We start from the raw sequence: 17,839 nt of genomic DNA on the forward strand, positions 1-17,839 counted from the left end.
CTGATCGATCGCCTCCCCACCTACCGCTGTCCCCGAGCTGTGGGCACCGTACCTGGTCACCTGGTGAGGTGCCGAAGTCGCAGGTGGTTGGTGGGGTTTGTGAGCTAGGAGGTGGTGTTGGGGAGCAATCCGCGCAACGCGGTCGCGGCCAGTTGCCGGGCATGCTCCTCGGTCAGCGAGTAGTGGCCGGTCATCCGACGGAAGATGAGCGGACCGAACAGAATGTCGATCACATCGTCGATCGCGGTACCTGCGTCTGCATTGCCGCGGTCCACCCCGCGCCGCCACAACTCGGTGATGGCCGCACGCCGGCCGCTCAGGAAGTACTCGCGGAAATACGTTGCGCCCGTTGCATCCTCGACGCAGGCGGCGAGCAATTGGGCGAACACGTCACCGCGCGAACTCGCGTAGAACGCCGAGACCCGAACCATCTGCTCGGTGAGATCCCCTGCAGTGCTACCGGTGTCGGGTAACGGCAGCGCTTCGGCCATCATGGTTCCGAATGCCTCGGCCGCGACGGCGGTCCGCGATGGCCAGTGTTTGTAGAGGGTGGCCTTGCTGGCGCCGGACCGCGCTGCGATCGCGTCCATCGTGGCTGCCGGAAATCCGCCCGCGTCGAGCAGTTCGGCAGTCGCGACCAGGATGGCCTCGTGGATCCGGTCGCTGCGCGCGCCGGTGGGGCGGACGAAATCGCCCGTCCCGACGGTCGGCGCGTCAGACCTGGGCGACATCGTCGAAATCTGTTGATTCCGAGACACTTCGCCACTGGGCCAGCTCAGCTTGAACATAGGCGATCTTGGCCTCGACTGCCGCGATGGTGTCGTTGCCCAGCAGTAGACGCAGCGGCGGCTGTGCGGATTCGACGACATCGATGATGGCCCTGGCCGCCTTCACCGGATCGCCCGGCTGATCGTGGTTGCGGTCGGAGGCGGCGGCGCGCATCTGTCCGGCGGGACCGTCGGCGTAGTCGTCGATGACGTGGCGCTGGGTCTGCAGGCTCGAAGAGTCGAGGAAGTCGGTCCGGAAGTAGCCGGGCTCGACCACCATGGCGTGCACGCCGAGCGGCTTCAGTTCGGCGTTGAGGGCCTCAGAGATGGCCTCGACTGCGAACTTGGTGGACGCATACACACCCCAGCCCGGCGAGCCGACGAATCCGCCGACCGAGGAGATGTTGACGATGGTGCCCGACCGTTGTGCCCGCAGCACCGGCATGACCGCGCGGGTGACGGTCAGTAGCCCGAACACGTTGGTTTCGTAGACGGCCCGTACCTCGGCGTCGGTGGCCTCCTCGACAGCGCCCAGCAGCCCGCGCCCCGCGTTGTTGATCAGGACGTCGATGCGGCCGAAACGATCCACGGCGGCCTTTGCCGCCTGTTGCGCCTGCTCCTCGTTGGTGACATCCAGGGCCACTGCGAGCACGCTGTCGTTCTCTCCGAGGGCTGCGGTGACGGCAGCCGCGTCGCGTGCGGTCGCTACTACTTGATGACCGCGCTCCAATGCGTCGAGGGCGATCTGCAGTCCGAATCCGCGGGATGCTCCGGTGATGAACCAAACGCTCATGTTTTTGACCACCTGTTCCGGTGTCTAACTGAACTGTACGATCAGTTTAGTTTTGTTGGACGGACGGTGTAACCGCGCGCCGGGCGCAGGTATTCCAAAGGATCCAGATCGCAGGAAAATGCACCCAGTCAGATCGACAGGCGCCGCTCATGGCCGGGAGTAGCATCCGTTACACAATTCAAAACGTCGATGACGCATTGTGGGAGAACCTCCGAGTCCGGAGGTGCCGTAGGTGCAAGTCCTCTCCGGGAATCTCTCAGGCCCAATACCGCAGTGCCGAGGCAACTCTGGAGAACAGCGTGCGTATCCGCCGCGCTTACCGAAGGGGAAACGGCGCCATGCGCCGAAGCTCTCAGGTTTCAGGACAGAGCGGGGAGGTGTCACCACACGATGCATCGCGTAGCCGCGATGCCCGAAATTGGAGTCATCTCATGGCGGTCAGTGTGTTCGATCTGTTCTCGATCGGGATCGGTCCGTCGAGCTCACACACGGTCGGCCCGATGCGGGCAGCCGGTTTGTTCGTCGACGAACTCGTCGGTCGCGATGTGGTCGAGCAGGTCGCCGAGGTCACGGTGGACCTGTTCGGCTCGCTGGCGGCGACGGGTGCCGGGCACGGCACGATGCAGGCGATTCTGCTGGGTCTGGAGGGTTACCGGCCCGAGACGATCGAGACCGACGAGATGGAACGGCGCCTTGCGACCATTCGCAGCCAGGGCACGATCCTGTTGGCGGGCCGGACCGCCATCGCGCTGACCGAACCCGACATGCACCTGCACCCGGGCCGCCGGCTCGCCCAGCACCCGAACGCGATGACATTGACGGCGCTCTCGTCCGGTGGTGACACGGTCCACCGCGAGACCTACTTCTCGGTCGGCGGCGGTTTCGTCGTCTCCGAATCCGAGGTCGCCGAATCCGAGGCGGACCGCTGCGAGACGGAACGCGACGCCGACGGGTCCTTCCACACCGCCGCCGAGTTGCTCGCCCTGACCGAGCGCGACGGACTGTCGGTGAGCCAGGCGATGATGCGCCACGAATGCATGGCCCGAAGCGAAGCCGAGGTGCGGGACCGTCTCCTGCGCATCCGTGAGGTCATGGACTCGTGTCAGGCCAACGGGATGTCCAGGGACGGCTACCTGCCGGGCAACCTGATGGTCCGCCGTCGCGCCAAGGACTGGTACGTCCGGCTCAATGCCGAAGACCCGCAGCGTGATCCGGCCTTCGCCGAGGACTGGGTGAACCTGGTCGCGCTCGCGGTCAATGAGGAGAACGCATCGGGCGGCCGGATCGTGACTGCGCCCACCAACGGTGCGGCCGGGATCATTCCGGCGGTCCTGCACTATGCGTTGCGCTACACCCCGGCAGGATTCGCGGATCCGGACGACGCGACCGTGCGCTTCCTTCTCACCGCCGGTGCCATCGGTTCGCTGTACAAGGAGCGAGCCTCGATTTCGGGGGCTGAGGTCGGGTGTCAAGGTGAGGTCGGCTCCGCGGCATCCATGGCTGCCGGAGGTCTGGCCGAAATCCTGGGCGGCACACCGCAACAGGTCGAGAACGCCGCCGAGATCGCCATGGAACACAGCCTCGGCCTGACCTGTGATCCGATCGGCGGCCTGGTGCAGATCCCGTGCATCGAACGCAATGCCATCTCGGCGGGTAAGGCGATCAACGCGGCCCGCATGGCACTGCGGGGCGACGGCACCCACCGGGTGAGCCTGGATCAGGTGATCGAGACGATGCGCGCCACCGGAATGGACATGAGTGCCAAGTACAAGGAGACGTCCATGGGTGGGCTGGCGGTCAACGTCGCCGTCAACGTCGTCGAATGCTGAGCGCCACCCGGGAACAAATCCGCCGAAAACGCCGTTGACGTCTTCGACAGCAAGTTGAGTGAGGGTGACTCAAGTCTGGGTTGACAATCTATGCTCGCCCGGAGCAAGCTTGAGCGCAGTCCGCTCAGACCCTATATCTCTATCAGGAGGCAACACCATGGCTCGTGCGGTCGGTATCGACCTCGGGACCACCAACTCATGCGTGGCGGTCCTGGAAGGCGGCGACCCCGTCGTCGTCGCAAACTCTGAGGGCTCCCGGACCACCCCGTCCGTCGTCGCGTTCGCGCGTAACGGTGAGGTGCTGGTCGGCCAGCCCGCCAAGAACCAGGCAGTCACCAACGTCGACAGGACCATCCGTTCGGTCAAGCGCCATATGGGCACCGATTGGACCGTCGAGATCGACGGCAAGAACTACACAGCGCAGGAGATCAGCGCGCGTGTGCTGATGAAGCTCAAGCGCGATGCCGAGGCCTACCTCGGTGAGGACATCACCGACGCGGTCATCACCGTGCCGGCGTACTTCAACGACGCTCAGCGTCAGGCCACGAAGGAAGCCGGACAGATCGCCGGCATGAACGTGCTGCGCATCGTCAACGAGCCGACTGCGGCCGCCCTGGCCTACGGCCTGGACAAGGGCAGCAAGGAACAGACCATCCTGGTCTTCGACCTCGGTGGCGGCACGTTCGACGTCTCGCTGCTGGAGATCGGCGACGGTGTCGTCGAGGTCCGTGCCACCTCCGGCGACAACCACCTCGGTGGAGACGACTGGGACGACCGGATCGTCGAATGGCTGGTCGACAAGTTCAAGGCCACCAGTGGCATCGACCTGACCAAGGACAAGATGGCCATGCAGCGGCTGCGTGAAGCCGCCGAGAAGGCCAAGATCGAACTCAGCTCCTCGCAGAGCACCTCGATCAACCTGCCCTACATCACCGTCGACGCCGACAAGAACCCGCTGTTCCTCGACGAGCAGCTGACCCGCGCCGAGTTCCAGAAGATCACGCAGGATCTGCTGGACCGCACCCGTCAGCCGTTCCAGTCCGTGATCAAGGACGCCGGCATCTCGGTCGGCGAGATCGACCACGTGGTGCTGGTGGGTGGCTCGACTCGTATGCCCGCCGTCACCGACCTGGTCAAGGAAATGACCGGCGGCAAGGAGCCCAACAAGGGCGTCAACCCCGACGAGGTCGTCGCAGTGGGCGCTGCGCTGCAGGCCGGCGTGCTCAAGGGCGAGGTGAAAGACGTTCTGCTGCTTGACGTCACCCCGCTGTCCCTCGGTATCGAAACCAAGGGTGGCGTGATGACCAAGCTGATCGAGCGCAACACCACCATCCCGACCAAGCGGTCGGAGACCTTCACCACCGCTGACGACAACCAGCCGTCGGTGCAAATCCAGGTCTTCCAGGGTGAGCGTGAAATCGCTGCGCACAACAAGCTGCTCGGCTCCTTCGAGCTGACCGGTATCCCGCCGGCCCCCCGCGGCGTGCCGCAGATCGAGGTCACCTTCGACATCGACGCCAACGGCATCGTGCACGTCACGGCCAAGGACAAGGGCACCGGCAAGGAAAACACGATCAAGATCCAGGAAGGCTCCGGCCTGTCCAAGGAAGAGATCGACCGGATGATCAAGGATGCCGAGGCGCACGCCGACGAGGACAAGAAGCGTCGCGAAGAGGCCGACGTCCGCAACCAGGCCGAGTCGCTGGTTTACCAGACGGAGAAGTTCGTCAAGGAACAGCGTGAGGCCGAGGGTGGCTCCAAGGTTCCCGAGGAGACGCTGACCAAGGTCGACGGCGCGATCGCCGAGGCGAAGTCGGCGCTGGAAGGCTCCGACATCTCCGCGATCAAGGACGCCATGGAGAAGCTCGGCGTCGAGTCGCAGGGGCTGGGTCAGGCGATCTACGAGGCCACCCAGGCCGAGCAGGCCTCGGGTGCTGACGGTGGAGGCTCCTCGAGTGCCGCGGACGACAACGTGGTGGACGCCGAGGTTGTCGACGATGATCAGGAGACCAAGTGACCGAGAACGATTCGCACGAGCCGGTGACCATCACCGACAAACGGCGCATCGATCCCGACACCGGTGAGGTTCGTGAGCAGGCGCCGGCCCCTGGTGGGTCGGCGCCCGCCGCCTCCGATGCCGGTGCGCCGGCGAACGACAGCGACGAGGTTGCCGAGCTCAAGGCCACGCTGCAACGCGTGAAGGCCGAATACGACAACTACCGCAAGCGGTCACTGCGCGATCAGCAGGTCACCGCAGACCGGGCCAAGACCACCGTCATCACCCAGTTACTGGGTGTGCTCGACGATTTGGACCGGGCCCGTAGCCACGGTGACCTGGAATCCGGGCCGCTCAAGTCGGTTGCCGACAAGCTCGTCGGTGCCCTTGAGGGGCAGGGTCTTTCCGGGTTCGGCGCCGAGGGCGACGAGTTCGACCCGTCACTGCACGAAGCCGTGCAGCACGAGGGCGAGGGCACCCACCCCGTCGTGGGGACCGTGATGCGCCGGGGCTACCGGATCGGTGACCAGGTGGTCAGACACGCCCTCGTCGGTGTGGTCGACACGGTGCCCGAGGACGAAGCCGGGGCTGATTCCCCGTCGGGGACAGCGGATAACGCTGACGCCGCCGGCGATCAGGCCGCAGAATCAGACAATTAGATATTCCGACTAGAGAGAAGAGGTAAGGAGGTGACGCATGGCCCAACGCGAGTGGGTCGAGAAGGACTTCTATAAGGAACTCGGCGTCTCCTCTGACGCCAGCGCCGACGAGATCAAGAAGGCCTACCGGAAACTGGCCTCCGAGCTGCATCCCGACCGTAATCCCGATGCGGGAGCGGCCGAGCGGTTCAAGGCGGTTTCCGAGGCGAACAGTGTTCTGTCGGACCCCGCGAAGCGCAAGGAGTATGACGAGACCCGTCGGTTGTTCGCCGGCGGTGGCCGTAGGTTCAACACCGGCGGGAACTTCAGTGGTGGATTCGGTTCCGATGGGGCCGAATTCAACCTGGGAGACCTGTTCGACGCTGCCGGGCAGAGTGGCGGCGCCAACATCGGTGACCTCTTCGGCGGGCTGTTCGGGCGCGGTGGGCAACCACGCCCGAGCCGGCCCCGCCGGGGTAACGACCTGGAAACCGAAACCGAGCTGTCCTTCTTGGAAGCCACCAAGGGCGTGGCCATGCCGCTGCGGCTGACCAGCCCGGCACCGTGTACCAACTGCCACGGCAGTGGTGCGCGACCGGGAACCAGCCCCAAGGTGTGCCCGAACTGCAACGGCTCTGGGGTGGTCAACCGCAACCAGGGGGCGTTCGGGTTCTCCGAGCCCTGCACCGAATGCCGGGGCAGCGGTTCGATCATCGAGCACCCGTGTGCCGAATGTCAGGGCACCGGCGTCACCACCCGGACCCGCACGATCAACGTGCGGATCCCTCCGGGTGTCGAGGACGGTCAGCGCATCCGGCTGGCCGGCCAGGGTGAGGCCGGGCTACGAGGTGCACCCTCGGGTGACCTCTATGTCACCGTGCACGTGCGGCCCGACAAGGTGTTCGGACGTGACGGCGACGACCTGACCGTCAGTGTTCCGGTCAGCTTCCATGAATTGGCTCTGGGGACAACGCTTTCCGTACCCACCCTGGACGGCAAGGTCGGTGTTCGGGTGCCCAAGGGCACCTCCGACGGCCGGATCCTGCGGGTGCGCGGGCGCGGGGTACCCAAGCGCTCCGGCGGCCACGGTGACCTGCTGGTCACGGTGAAGGTCGCAGTGCCGCCGAACCTGGAAGGTGAAGCGGCAGAGGCGCTGGAGACGTATGCGAAAGCCGAACGGGCCAGTGGTTTCGATCCGCGGGCCGGATGGGCAGGCAACATATGAGCCAGCGGAAAGAGGAAGCTCACACGTTCTTGATCTCGGTGGCCGCCGAGCTGGCCGGTATGCACGCGCAGACTCTGCGTACATACGACCGGCTCGGGCTGGTCAGCCCGCAGCGCAGTTCCGGTGGCGGGCGCCGATACTCCGAGCGCGACGTCGACCTGCTCCGCGAGGTGCAGCGGCTGTCGCAGGACGAGGGCGTCAACCTGGCCGGTATCAAGCGCATCATCGAACTGACCAATCAGGTTGATGCACTGCGGACCCGGCTGTCCGAGTTGACCCAACAGGTCGAACAACTCAGTGCCAACCAGCGCCATGAGGTGTCGGTGGCGTCCAAAGCTGTGGTCCTGTGGCAGCCCGGAGCCGCTCGGCGGCGACATAGGCCGTAGAGCCGCTCGTCGGCGACATAGGCCGTAGAGCCGCTCGGCGGCGACATTCGCAGTAGCGAGGTTGGCTTCAGCCGATCCTGATCGAAAAGGTGGCCGTCTCCGGACTTCCGGGGGCGGCCATTTTGTAATTTCCGCGGCGTAGCGCGTCGGTCGGTGCGGCCATCGGCTCGATGCCCACCACGCTGTCGCTGAGCGGCGCGAAGAGTTGCGCAGCGCGATAGCCCCGGTCGAAATTGACCTCCACCCGCTGCGCCCCGCCGGTCAGGGTGAACACCGCACCTTCGTCGACGTCGTCGAATCCGTCATCCAGCTCGGTGCTGCCCAGACGTCTCATCCCGGCCGGCCACCGCTCGGATGCTTCGGTGGGAAGGCCCCGGTCATCCACGAGCAGATGTCGCATCGATGGGGTCTGCAAATGCCAATCCTCGCGCGGCACACCGGGAATCGTCACGTAGGGGTGGTAGCCATAGCACAGCGGGACGTGTTGCTGGGCGGTTGGCGTCACGGTGGTGGACACAGTGAGGGTCCGGTCGGCGAGCGTCACGGCCATCGTGAGGCGGTGGGGGAACGGGAACGTCGCGATCAGCCGTCGGTCGGTATCCCAGTCCAGCGATGCCACGACCGTGTTCTCGGACCGTGTGCTCACCTGCCAGTCCGGGTTGGCGGCGAGCACACCGTGGATCGGCGCCCCGTGCGCGTCGCCACGCACCCCGTTCGCCCCGGGGGTCACATCCACCACCGCGTCCTCGACCCGGTATTGGTTGGCGCCCAACCGGTTTGCCCACGGGTAGAGGATCGGAATGCCCATCGTCTTGCCGTCGGTCAAATAGGCCTGCAACCCGCGCCGCTGGCCGAGGTATTCGACGCCGCCGTCGGCCAATGACGTACAGATCATCCCCGCGTCGGGAACATACGTGGCCGTCACCGACGACGACGGGTCAGACAGGGTGACTGGTTGAACCTCGGACATGGCGCCAGTCTGGCACTCTCAGCGCGTCAGCGGGTCGTGCTGAATGCGGTCGGCGGGGGCGCCACGCTCGACCAGGGCGGCCTTGGTGGCGGTCACCATGTCGGGTCCGCCGCAGACGAGGATCTGCCGATCGCCCCAATTGCCGAATTTCGTCACCACTTCTGCGAGCGTGCCGGTCTGGCGCACGTGTAGCCCTCGCGGGGGCCGGACGTCGGGGTACTGGCCGGCCCACGGGGGATCGGTGCTGTACTCCGACACCGGGGTCACCGAAAGCCACGGGTTGGTCGAGGCGATGTGCCACAGCGTTTTCAGGTCGTACAGGTCGCACGGATAGCGGCCACCGAAGAACAGGTGCACGCGAGGATTCTCACCGTGCAACGTCATGTCCATGATGATGTTGCGCAGCGGGGCCAGGCCCGTGCTGCCGGCCACCATCAGCACATCTTCGCCGTCGCGGTCGACGTGCAGGCCGCCGTGTGGGCTGGACAGCCGCCAACGGTCCCCGATCTTGGTCTCGGCGACGACCGCGGTGCTCACCATGCCGCCGGGGACGGACCGGACGTGGAACTCGATGGCCCCGGAGCGGTCGGAGGGAATGGCCGGGCTCAGGTAGCGCCACCGTCGCGGCCATTGGGGCACCTGGACGGTGACGTACTGACCGGGGTGGTAGAACAGCGCCTCGTCGAGCTGCAGTCGGATCACCGAGACGTCGCGGGTGACCCGGTGGTGTTCGATGACGGTGCCGTCGCAGTAGGCCGGGGCTTCCTCGGCGTCGGCTGCGCCGCGCATCACGCCGATGATCAGGGCCACGGCATCGCGGGTGGCTTCGGCCAGGCTGTCATCCCAGTCGGACTCGAGGTGGTCATGCAGCGCGTTGTACAGCGCATCATGCATCGAGTCGTAATGCCCCTGCGTCACACCGTATTTGCGGTGGTCTCTGCCGAGCTGGGCCAGGAACGCCACCGGCTCCTCGGCGCGCTGGGCGATCAGCTCCCCGAACAGCCAGGTCAGGGCGCGCGCGAAGACATCGCGCTGGTGGTCCATGTCGGGGGGGAACAGATCGCGGGCGGAGAGGTCGGTGGCGAACCACCGGGTGTAGAAATCGCGGATCAGTGGCGCCGCGCCCTGCTCCGGGTCGACGGCGTTCTGCAGTGTCTGCAACGCGTCGCGGTCATCGAGTCCCACGGAGCTGCATCTTAGGCGCGGTACGCCCGGGCCGCCGCAAAGCGGCGCTGATCACCAACATCAGCCCGACGATCGCCCAGCAACTGAGCACGATGATGGCGGTGTCGGCGCCGGCACCGCCGAAGTAGGCAGCGGACCGCAGCAGGGTGGCGGTCGCTCCCTGGGGTAGCAGTTGGCCGAGCTGGCCCCAGCCTGACGGCAGCATCTCCGGTGCGGCTGTCAGTCCGGACAGCGGGTTGCCCAACAGCAGCGCCAGCGCGGCACCCACCGCCAGGCCGACTTTGCCGAACAACGAGCCCAGCCCGAGTACGACCAGGCCGGCCGCCGCGATTCCGAGCGTCAGGCCGGCAGCCACTCCCCAGAGATTCGAGTCGATCGAGCCGAGCACGTATTGGAGCAGGGCCGCCACCGTGACGCCGGCGACCGCGGAGAACACGATGGTGGCGGTCAGGCGGGTCCACACCTCACGCCGCAGCAAAAGCACCAGCGCGGCGGCGGGCAGCATCCCGGCCAGCGTGATCGGCAGGGCAGCGGCAGCCACTCCGGTGCCGCGTGGATCCTGACTGCTGAGCGGGGCGAGGTCCTCGGTGTGCAGGGTCACGCCGGAGTGTGTGGCGATGCCGTCACCGATCTGGGTGAGCAGCTGCGCGACGGCCGGGCTGCCGCCGGTGGCGGTCAGCAGGGTGGGGCCTTGCGGGCCGAATGCGATGCCGCCGTACACGTTTCGGTCGAGTATCGCCTCACGCAGGGTGTTCTCGCCGGGGTAGTAGGTGACCTTGAACGCGCCGGGTGCCTGCTGTTCGAGGCGCTCGGCGATCTGGCTCGTGGCGACCTGGGGGCCGGCGGCGCCGATCGGGATGTCGTGAGGCTTGGAACGCGACGCCGGCAGGGCGAAGGCGATGGCCACGATCGCGATCGCGATGGTCAATACGGCCACGATGCCCGCCGCACGCAATGCTGCGGGCGGCTCGTGCTCGGGTGCTGCGTGATGGACCGGCGTGGGTGTCGGTAGCGAGAGCATCGTCTCCCTCTTTTCATCAACTGTTGAAATAATCGGTTGAGATGAGGGTAAGCCTTGCGGGGGCGATATTTCAATAGACGTTGAAATGATAATGTCGACGTATGGCTTCACCTGGCAAAACCGCTCCGCGCCGAGGCCGCCGCCAGGGTGACCCGGTGTCTCGGGACGCAGTGCTGGCTGCAGCCAAGCAGCGCTTCGCGGCCGAGGGCTACGAAAAGACGACGCTGCGCGGGATCGCGTCGGATGCGCACGTCGACGCGTCGATGGTGCTGTACCTGTTCGGGTCGAAGGCCGACCTGTTCCGGGAGTCCCTTCGGCTGATCCTCGATCCCGACGTGCTGGTGGCCGCCCTGGAAGGGCCAGACGGCGACATCGGCGAGCGCATGGTCCGCGTCTATCTGAAGATGTGGGAGGCCCCTGACACCGCAGCGAGTATGCGGGTCATGCTGCAGTCCGCGACATCGAATTCCGATGCGCACGTGGCATTTCGGACGTTCATGCAGGATTACGTGCTCGCCGCGGTATCAGGTGTACTGGGTGGCGGCGAGCAGGCCCGGCTCCGGGCGATGCTCGCCGCATCGAGCCTGGTCGGTACCGCGATGCTGCGCTACGTGATGGAGGTACCGCCGTTGGCGACGCTCGCCGGCGAAGACATCGTGCGGTTGCTCGCGCCGACGGTGACCCGCTACCTCACCGCGGATGCGGCAGAGTTGGGATTGCCGGAGTTGTAGGTGGTCGGTTCCTACTGGCCGAACGTCGCGCTTGATGCCACCTTGGTGTATTGTCCGACGACCTTCCCTACCTCGACAGCATTGGCTGCTGACTTGGCGGACATAACCGACATCTGTCCGGCAGCAAGAGGTACTGAGCCGGCGACAGCCCCGACCTCAATTGCCAATGCGACGGCAGGACCTTGCGGACCGGAGACCTTCGCAATCATGGCGGGCAGGATCGCATAGCCGAGGACGGTCGCGCATGTGCCGAGGAACGAGCGCGTCTGATCGACTTGACTCGCCTGTTTGCTCACGATTGCTGCCATGGCCTTGTCGGCTTCCGCAATCGAGCGTGCGCGGTCCTGCTGTTTAGCGTCTTGACCCGTGTAGGCCTGCGAGGCGTCGCCTTGCCACCCGGATGTCGGCTTCGCCGATTCCAGGGTGTCATGGACTTGGCCCAACTGCTCTGCGCCCTGCCCGAACCTGTCGCCAGTATCCGGATTGCCGATTCCGCAAGTGAGAGTCATACCCTGGATGCCCAACAGGCCGACGTTGATGATGGGAGTTGCGACAGACTTCCCGATGAGCATCTGCACGAGCCCAATTGCGTCGGAACCCAGCCCGAGCTTGTCCCCGGCATCGTTATGAGACTTCGTGGACCACAGAGTGTTGGCATCCCCGAGATCGCTCAACTCGTCGCTCTTGCCGAGAGTCTTGCTGACCTTCTCCGCGGCATCCCAAAAGCTCATTCTTGTCTGGTCCTTCCTTCGCTGGGGTGAGCCTAACAGCACGCCAACATGTTGCTATGCACCAATTTTGGGTGTTCAAAACGCGGCTTTGGCGTTCTCTGGGGCAACCCTGAATGCACTGACGGTTGGTGTCTAGACTGACGGCACTCTCATCGGGCCCACCGCGAGAACGGCGCTAGCGAATCGAGATGGTCATACAGAAAGTGTGCAAAAGTGGTGGCCAGCAGCAGCGTAGGCATTGGTGGGGACGTGGGATGCGCACAGTCGAGCCGGTAATCGAAAGTCGCGTACATGAACATGGCTTCGAGCTTGGATTGGTTCCGTTGACTATGTACCCGTCCGATCTCTGTAGTGGTGTCGTAAATCGGTTCGTCGAGTTCCAACTTGGTGAACTTGGGGATGTAGGAACGTATTTTGGTGGCGCCTAGCGATTGGCCCTGATACTCGAGCTCGAACGAAATTTTTGGGGTTCGGAAGAATTGCCAATACGAGCTGGTCTGCCGAAGGCAACCGAGTTCACGGCCGTCGGGGTCGTGAACGTGCAGACCATGTTTGCCATGACCCCGGAATCCAACGGATCGGACGAACTGCAGCAGTTGTGTTCCGTCGGGCCGAACGACCTCGAATACGAGTTCGCTGATTGCCTCAGCCCCCCAGGGGGGTGCTTTCAGTAGTTGGATCAACGCGAGTATTTGCCCACGCGGGTTCGTAATCGAGCAACGGATATCGGAGCCCGCCCCACCGCGGATTGGTTGGAGGAACAGAGTGGGCTCCCCGAACGGGTACCCGCCTGAAGTCAGCGGCGGGGCAGGGACCTTGGCCGCGGTCGGCGGTTGCATCGGCGGACCAGATGCTACGTGGGCTGACCACTGCCTGCCGTCGAAGTACCGGATCTGCTGAGTGTTCCAAGGGTCGGTAAACCATCCCGCCTGCGGCGGTGGTGGCACGCTTTCGCTGATGGTCGCCCCTCGGTCAGTCTTCGCGCTCGGTGTGGCGTGCGATGAGCGCGACGTCGGCCTCGTGGGCCTGTTCCGGTGTGGCGAACGGCATGTTGGTCTCCACGAAATCCCGCGCGTCGCGCAGATCCATGCCCTGCTCGACGAGCATGTTCACCACGCCGACGTGCACGGCAGCCGTAGCTTTCTTGGCCGCCACGCCTGCCACGAACCGGATCTCTTCAGCCAGTTGGGATTCGGTCAAGGTGGTTACCTTTGGATCCAGATCGACCTGGGCGACCGACCCGCCGAGGTAGGCCGTCACCGAGACGGTGCCCGGCGGGTTGATCGCCTGGACCACGGGGCCCTGTGCCTCGTCCGCGGTAGCCGCGTCGGCCTCGACCGCGCCGAAAACGTCGTCCTCATCGTCTTCGACGTCAGTGCTGGTGAAGTCATCGACACCATCGAGGCTGGTTCCCTCGTCGATTTCACCTACGGAGTAGTCCGGCAGTGCGTCAATTCCCGACCCGCCATCGTCGGGTTGGGGTGGTGTGTCGAAGTCGAGCGCGTCCAAACCCGTGTCGTCGGAGTGGAAGAACTCATCGTCCGGATCGTGTGTGGTCACGTATCTGAAGTCCCGATTCTGATCGGCGGCCGGCGCGAGCCGAGACAAATGGCTTTGATCCGTACGTTACCGCTGACGAAGTTGCCGGCTGGTAGTGGTCTCAGCGTGGATGCATCTCTTTACCGAGTTTGCCAGCCCCTTGTGCATCGGACTGGTCGTAACGTGACGCTGCCACCCCCAGCCTGCTCGACAGGCTGGTCGAGACGGAGTTCAAACCGGCGCAGGCGGCAGCGCGTGCTGCTTCTGCCGCTGCGACGGCCGCGTTGGATGTTGAGCAGATGACGCCGTGATTTACCACCATGGACGTGCTGACACCATGCGACGCTGTGGCCGCCGCGAGAATCTGTTCCGCGGCGGTGGCCTGCATTTGCGCAAGTTCGAGCACGTGTGAGGTAATCACGCGCAGTTCGCCGGACATGCTTTTCTCCTTGTGCGTGTTCGCAGTTGGTGGCGACCGCGGTCCCAGTGCCACATCTGCAGGCATTCACTCCCGTCTTGGAGGAGACCCTAACAGCGCGCTGAGGCACCTCGTCGCACCAATTTCGGTACGCGGCCACCTGTAGTCGTCCGCCGCTTGGTTGTTTGATTGCGGCCAGTGCGGCCCCCAGCGCCGAGTGGGCCGCCCATCTGGATTCGGTCATACATGTAGTGCGCGAAGGCGGTAGCCAGCATCAGCGCAGGGAGTGGATGTGGTGTTGGCGCCGAGCAGTCGAGGGTGTAGTCGTAGTGCGGGTTGCGTGATCCGAAGTTCGGCAGACATCGACGATCGACGTGGCCGAGCACCGCGTCAGCCGCATCGTAGATGGGTTCGTGGACCTTCTTGTTCATCTGCAGAACGCTGGTGGCGATGTCGGACTGCCCAAGACGCTGTCCGTTGAACTCCAACGCCATTGTCAGGCGGAGAACCCGCCAGCGTGAGCCCGCTTGACGCAAACAGCCGAAGTCGTGTCCAGCGGCATCATGCACTTGGATGACATGTCCGCTGTAGCCTCCGTAACGCGTCAAGTACAGCAACGGTGCTCCGTCAGGACGAACCATGACGAAATGCAGGTCAGCGGTCGCGCGGGTAGTCCACGGAATGCTCGCTCGCGGTTGAATAAACCCGATCTGCTCGCCGCGCACGTTCTCTACCCCGCACGTGATGCTGGCGTCATTTGGGGTCGCGATGGCGCGAAGGATCAGAACCCGCTCCCCGAACGGGTAACCGGTGTCCCAGGCATAGTCGGCGGCGGCCACCGGGGCAGGAGCGGTGTGGCTGGTCCATTTTTGGCCGTCAAAGTAGCGCAGTTGCTGGGGACTCCAAGGATCGGTAAACCAGCCGGCCGGCCCGGCTTGTGGAACTTCGTTGTCGATGATTCGTGCCCTTCATGTCTGCCAGGATCTGCCGCAGACGGAGCAGGCCCGTCGCTCAGCTGCCTTCGAACTGATTCTGGCCCAAGGTCTCGACGAAAGACGGCCCCCGGCGCTCGAGTTCGCCCCGGTACTCGTCAGCCCAGGTACCAAATGGCTTGTGTGCCAGGTATTCATTGCGGAACCGGTCGTCCTCGGACACCTCGGAAACGCAGAAAGAGGGAATGGCGAGATCGACCACTGGCCCGCCGCGCTCGACTTCGGAAAGCAGTAGCGGTGCGTTCCGGCCGAGGAACTGGTCGATGATCCAGCCATCCTCGCCGAGCCACATCGAATAGCGAACCTTCGCGACGACGTGTTCGGACCGACCGACGATCTGTGCCGCGATCAATGGATCGAGCTCGCGTTCGGCTTCGTAGCGGGTTCCCCCGATGGCGGGACCTTTGGCGGTCATGGTCCCGAGCGATTCATCCCCCAGTGTCGCTACGAGTTCGGCGGGAGTCGCATCCAATTCGGCGGGTGCCGGCCCCTGCACGCGTACGCGCACCGCGTATCCGTCGGACGCGAAAAGGTAGGCCTGGACGATCAGGGCTGGTGCGGGATCCGATGCTGCCACTGCGGGCAATTCGCGGACAAAGAACTTCCGCTCGAATTCGAAATCACCGAAACCGGATTCGGACATGCGCACACCGTAGCCCGATCTGCGCCGAATGCGTCGCCTATAACGCGTGAATTCCCTTGTAGAGCACGAGCAGGCCGATCACCACAAGAATCGCGGCGACCAAGATGGCATGGTTGCGCTCCATCCATTCCTTGAGCCGGGTGAGCGCCGGGTCCAAACGGTCGCCGGACGCCGCGTACGCGAGGATCGGCAGCGCCACGGTCGATCCCGCTGCCAGCACGTAGTAGAGCCCGGCTGCCCAGACGCCGGGCTGGCCGAGGCCGGAGCTGCCGATGGCCAATCCGGCTGCCGCGGAGATGAACAGCACCTTGGGGTTCACCACCGTGAGCCCTACCCCGGCGGCGCCCGCCCGGGCGGGGGTGAGCTTGCTCAGGCCGGCCATCCAACCCGGCATGTGTTCTGACTTGGCCCGGGTGAGAAAACGGTAGGCACCGAAGACGATCAGCGCGGCGCCCACCACGATGCGCAGCCACGACGCCCACGCCGGGGGTTTGTCGAGCCCGCCGAGCAGGCCCGAGACGCCGACGAATATTGCGGTCAGCGCCGCGAGACCGAGCAACCAGCCGGCGAGGAACGCCAGGCCGGTCGGCCGGGGGCGCGGGGTGTGCAGCACCAGCACCGCCGGAATGATCGACAAGGGTGACAGAGCCACCACCAACGCCAACGGGATGAGTTCGGCAAGAACCGAACCCCAACTTTCCGTCATGGCCGCCCTCTCGACGCAGTGCCCGAGCAAAACCTAGCAAGCATCGAGTCGCCCTGGAGGTAAGTGCTCACCAACGCCCGGTCGCAACGTCCTCGACCGCATCGGCGGCGTGTGCCGGGCCGCCGTGGGTATGGACCTCGTCGCTGATGGTGTCGAGGTTCGCTCGGATCCGCTGATCGGCGGCGACGTCGAGCACCGCGTCGCGGATCTGGGCGGCATCGGGGAGATGGTCGACGAGGTGTCGGCCGACGCCGATGGTCTCCAGGCGGGCGGCATTGGCGGGCTGATCGACGGCTTGCGGGATCGCCACCATCGGCACCCCGAACCACAGACCCTCGGTGCACGAGCCCATGCCGGCGTGGGTGATGAAGCAGTCGGCCCGCCGCAGCACCGCGGGCTGGGGGACGGTCTTGCGCAGCTGGACCCACGGCGGGACCGCGCCCAAGCCGTCGACGTCGGCGCGTCCCGTGGCCAGCACCAGGCGCCAGTCCTGTCCGTCGAGTGCTTCGATCACGTTGCGGTACACGTCGGCTCGGTCGGTGTAGGCGGTGCCGAAGGCCAGGAGGGCCAGCGGGCCGTCGCCGTCGGGCGGGGTCCAGTCGCGGGGATCTTCGCGACGTGGATCGATGCACGGCCCCACGAACCGGTAGCGGTCACCGACCCGGTCGGCGTTCCGTTGCATGGCCCGGGGGATCAGCACCAGGCAGCGGCGAGGCGCCCCGATCACGTCATCGAACGTCAACCCTGATCGCGAATCGGTCAGCCAGTCATCGAACGCCTGGCGGTAGGCCAGCCCGCTGGGGCTGCCGAGGATGGGACCGAGTGTCTCGGCCATGTCGTCGTGGTAGCCCTCCCAGGCCACCTCGCTCGGGGAAAGCTGAGCTGACGGCACACCCCATTGCTCCGCCGCCACCGGACCGGCCATGCCGCCGATGTCGTAGAGCACGAGGTCGGGCCGGTCGTCATCGAGGGCGGCGTGAACCTGGGGCAATACGTGGATGGCCTCGTCGAGGAACATCCGCATGCCGGCCGCCGGGTCGGAGTCGTCGAACGATTCCGGTGCGCCGGGTGCCCCCGGGAGTACGGACGTGCACTCCACGACGTCGGCGCCGGTCGGGCGGACCAGCCAGCTCAGGTGGCCACCGACCAGGTAACTCACCCGATGACCGCGGCGTGCCAACTCGTGGACGACCGCCAAATGTGGGTACATATGGCTGGGAGCGGATGCGGCGATGACGGCGATGTGCACGTCGCTGAGTCTGCCCGCCG

Annotated in this window: 19 protein-coding genes, 1 pseudogene and 1 riboswitch; of the genes and pseudogenes, 6 read left to right on the forward strand and 14 right to left on the reverse strand. The window is 65.3% G+C overall.

Annotated elements, in window-relative coordinates; genetic code table 11:
• Positions 1-104 precede the first annotated feature (104 nt).
• A complete protein-coding gene (locus tag ACZYZF_RS07165) occupies positions 105-731 on the reverse strand; it encodes a TetR/AcrR family transcriptional regulator (RefSeq protein ID WP_463742873.1) in 627 nt (208 codons plus the stop codon).
• Positions 715-1,560, reverse strand: a complete 846-nt coding sequence (locus tag ACZYZF_RS07170; protein WP_463835031.1) for an oxidoreductase — start codon at positions 1,558-1,560, stop codon at positions 715-717. Before ACZYZF_RS07170 ends, ACZYZF_RS07165 begins: the two co-directional genes overlap by 17 nt.
• A 277-nt stretch (positions 1,561-1,837) precedes the next feature.
• Positions 1,838-1,938, forward strand: a riboswitch (glycine riboswitch).
• Positions 1,939-1,991: 53 nt separating this feature from the next.
• Between ACZYZF_RS07170 and ACZYZF_RS07175 the strand changes: the two genes are divergently transcribed.
• From ACZYZF_RS07175 to ACZYZF_RS07195, 5 genes are all read left to right on the forward strand, one after another.
• Complete coding sequence (locus tag ACZYZF_RS07175) at positions 1,992-3,389, forward strand: L-serine ammonia-lyase (RefSeq protein WP_463835032.1); 1,398 nt, start codon at positions 1,992-1,994, stop codon at positions 3,387-3,389.
• A 157-nt stretch (positions 3,390-3,546) separates the two neighbouring features.
• On the forward strand, positions 3,547-5,406 hold the full coding sequence (gene dnaK, locus ACZYZF_RS07180; protein WP_463835034.1) for a molecular chaperone DnaK: 1,860 nt from the start codon (positions 3,547-3,549) through the stop codon (positions 5,404-5,406).
• The gene (gene grpE / locus ACZYZF_RS07185) at positions 5,403-6,044 is read left to right on the forward strand and encodes a nucleotide exchange factor GrpE (RefSeq protein ID WP_463835035.1); all 642 of its coding nucleotides are present in this window, start codon (positions 5,403-5,405) and stop codon (positions 6,042-6,044) included. Before dnaK ends, grpE begins: the two co-directional genes overlap by 4 nt.
• Positions 6,045-6,081: 37 nt before the next feature.
• A complete protein-coding gene (gene dnaJ, locus ACZYZF_RS07190; RefSeq protein WP_463742868.1) occupies positions 6,082-7,248 on the forward strand; it encodes a molecular chaperone DnaJ in 1,167 nt (388 codons plus the stop codon).
• Positions 7,245-7,634, forward strand: coding sequence for a heat shock protein transcriptional repressor HspR (locus ACZYZF_RS07195; RefSeq protein ID WP_463742867.1), 390 nt, complete (start codon positions 7,245-7,247; stop codon positions 7,632-7,634). The genes dnaJ and ACZYZF_RS07195 overlap by 4 nt, the downstream gene beginning before the upstream one ends.
• Before the next feature lie 67 nt (positions 7,635-7,701).
• On the opposite strand, the gene ACZYZF_RS07200 is transcribed toward ACZYZF_RS07195, so the two are convergent.
• Genes ACZYZF_RS07200 through ACZYZF_RS07210 form a run of 3 tightly spaced genes read right to left on the reverse strand, consistent with a single transcriptional unit; the run spans position 7,702 to position 10,810 of the window.
• Positions 7,702-8,604, reverse strand: coding sequence for an aldose 1-epimerase (locus ACZYZF_RS07200; protein ID WP_463835036.1), 903 nt, complete (start codon positions 8,602-8,604; stop codon positions 7,702-7,704).
• A gap of 18 nt (positions 8,605-8,622) precedes the next feature.
• Positions 8,623-9,789: an FAD-binding oxidoreductase gene (locus ACZYZF_RS07205; RefSeq protein WP_463835038.1), complete on the reverse strand. Its 1,167-nt coding sequence runs from the start codon at positions 9,787-9,789 to the stop codon at positions 8,623-8,625.
• Complete coding sequence (locus ACZYZF_RS07210; protein WP_463835039.1) at positions 9,776-10,810, reverse strand: ABC transporter permease; 1,035 nt, start codon at positions 10,808-10,810, stop codon at positions 9,776-9,778. Before ACZYZF_RS07210 ends, ACZYZF_RS07205 begins: the two co-directional genes overlap by 14 nt.
• Before the next feature lie 101 nt (positions 10,811-10,911).
• On the opposite strand from ACZYZF_RS07210, the gene ACZYZF_RS07215 reads away from it, so the two are divergent.
• Positions 10,912-11,541, forward strand: coding sequence for a TetR/AcrR family transcriptional regulator (locus ACZYZF_RS07215; RefSeq protein ID WP_463835041.1), 630 nt, complete (start codon positions 10,912-10,914; stop codon positions 11,539-11,541).
• An 11-nt stretch (positions 11,542-11,552) separates the two neighbouring features.
• On the opposite strand, the gene ACZYZF_RS07220 is transcribed toward ACZYZF_RS07215, so the two are convergent.
• The 9 genes and pseudogenes from ACZYZF_RS07220 to ACZYZF_RS07260 form a co-directional block, all read right to left on the reverse strand.
• Entirely contained in the window at positions 11,553-12,272 is a 720-nt protein-coding gene (locus tag ACZYZF_RS07220) for an EspA/EspE family type VII secretion system effector (RefSeq protein ID WP_463742862.1), read from the reverse strand.
• Positions 12,273-12,421: 149 nt separating this feature from the next.
• Positions 12,422-13,219, reverse strand: coding sequence for a DUF2510 domain-containing protein (locus ACZYZF_RS07225; protein ID WP_463742861.1), 798 nt, complete (start codon positions 13,217-13,219; stop codon positions 12,422-12,424).
• Positions 13,220-13,244: 25 nt separating this feature from the next.
• A complete protein-coding gene (locus tag ACZYZF_RS07230; RefSeq protein WP_463742860.1) occupies positions 13,245-13,832 on the reverse strand; it encodes a hypothetical protein in 588 nt (195 codons plus the stop codon).
• 100 nt (positions 13,833-13,932) lie between these two features.
• Complete coding sequence (locus ACZYZF_RS07235) at positions 13,933-14,250, reverse strand: ESX-1 secretion-associated protein (RefSeq protein ID WP_463742859.1); 318 nt, start codon at positions 14,248-14,250, stop codon at positions 13,933-13,935.
• Positions 14,251-14,339: 89 nt separating this feature from the next.
• Complete coding sequence (locus ACZYZF_RS07240; RefSeq protein ID WP_463835042.1) at positions 14,340-15,068, reverse strand: DUF2510 domain-containing protein; 729 nt, start codon at positions 15,066-15,068, stop codon at positions 14,340-14,342.
• Positions 15,069-15,188: pseudogene (locus ACZYZF_RS07245) on the reverse strand (DUF2510 domain-containing protein); the annotation flags it as partial.
• Between the two features lie 52 nt (positions 15,189-15,240).
• Complete coding sequence (locus tag ACZYZF_RS07250; RefSeq protein WP_463742857.1) at positions 15,241-15,864, reverse strand: CYTH domain-containing protein; 624 nt, start codon at positions 15,862-15,864, stop codon at positions 15,241-15,243.
• 37 nt (positions 15,865-15,901) lie between these two features.
• Positions 15,902-16,570, reverse strand: a complete 669-nt coding sequence (locus tag ACZYZF_RS07255; protein WP_463835043.1) for a GAP family protein — start codon at positions 16,568-16,570, stop codon at positions 15,902-15,904.
• A 67-nt stretch (positions 16,571-16,637) separates the two neighbouring features.
• Entirely contained in the window at positions 16,638-17,819 is a 1,182-nt protein-coding gene (locus ACZYZF_RS07260) for a macrolide family glycosyltransferase (RefSeq protein WP_463835044.1), read from the reverse strand.
• Positions 17,820-17,839 lie beyond the last annotated feature (20 nt).

Source organism: Mycobacterium sp. IDUB_24 (genome assembly GCF_055419385.1).

Excerpts from the sequence above, each read along its gene's own strand:
- ACZYZF_RS07165 (WP_463742873.1), bottom strand. The coding sequence starts at position 731 with ATGTCGCCCAGGTCTGACGCGCCGACCGTCGGGACGGGCGATTTCGTC.
- ACZYZF_RS07170 (WP_463835031.1), bottom strand. The coding sequence starts at position 1,560 with ATGAGCGTTTGGTTCATCACCGGAGCATCCCGCGGATTCGGACTGCAG.
- ACZYZF_RS07175 (WP_463835032.1), top strand. The coding sequence starts at position 1,992 with ATGGCGGTCAGTGTGTTCGATCTGTTCTCGATCGGGATCGGTCCGTCG.
- dnaK (WP_463835034.1), top strand. The coding sequence starts at position 3,547 with ATGGCTCGTGCGGTCGGTATCGACCTCGGGACCACCAACTCATGCGTG.
- dnaJ (WP_463742868.1), top strand. The coding sequence starts at position 6,082 with ATGGCCCAACGCGAGTGGGTCGAGAAGGACTTCTATAAGGAACTCGGC.
- ACZYZF_RS07195 (WP_463742867.1), top strand. The coding sequence starts at position 7,245 with ATGAGCCAGCGGAAAGAGGAAGCTCACACGTTCTTGATCTCGGTGGCC.
- ACZYZF_RS07200 (WP_463835036.1), bottom strand. The coding sequence starts at position 8,604 with ATGTCCGAGGTTCAACCAGTCACCCTGTCTGACCCGTCGTCGTCGGTG.
- ACZYZF_RS07210 (WP_463835039.1), bottom strand. The coding sequence starts at position 10,810 with ATGCTCTCGCTACCGACACCCACGCCGGTCCATCACGCAGCACCCGAG.
- ACZYZF_RS07215 (WP_463835041.1), top strand. The coding sequence starts at position 10,912 with ATGGCTTCACCTGGCAAAACCGCTCCGCGCCGAGGCCGCCGCCAGGGT.
- ACZYZF_RS07220 (WP_463742862.1), bottom strand. The coding sequence starts at position 12,272 with ATGAGCTTTTGGGATGCCGCGGAGAAGGTCAGCAAGACTCTCGGCAAG.
- ACZYZF_RS07235 (WP_463742859.1), bottom strand. The coding sequence starts at position 14,250 with ATGTCCGGCGAACTGCGCGTGATTACCTCACACGTGCTCGAACTTGCG.
- ACZYZF_RS07250 (WP_463742857.1), bottom strand. The coding sequence starts at position 15,864 with ATGTCCGAATCCGGTTTCGGTGATTTCGAATTCGAGCGGAAGTTCTTT.
- ACZYZF_RS07255 (WP_463835043.1), bottom strand. The coding sequence starts at position 16,570 with ATGACGGAAAGTTGGGGTTCGGTTCTTGCCGAACTCATCCCGTTGGCG.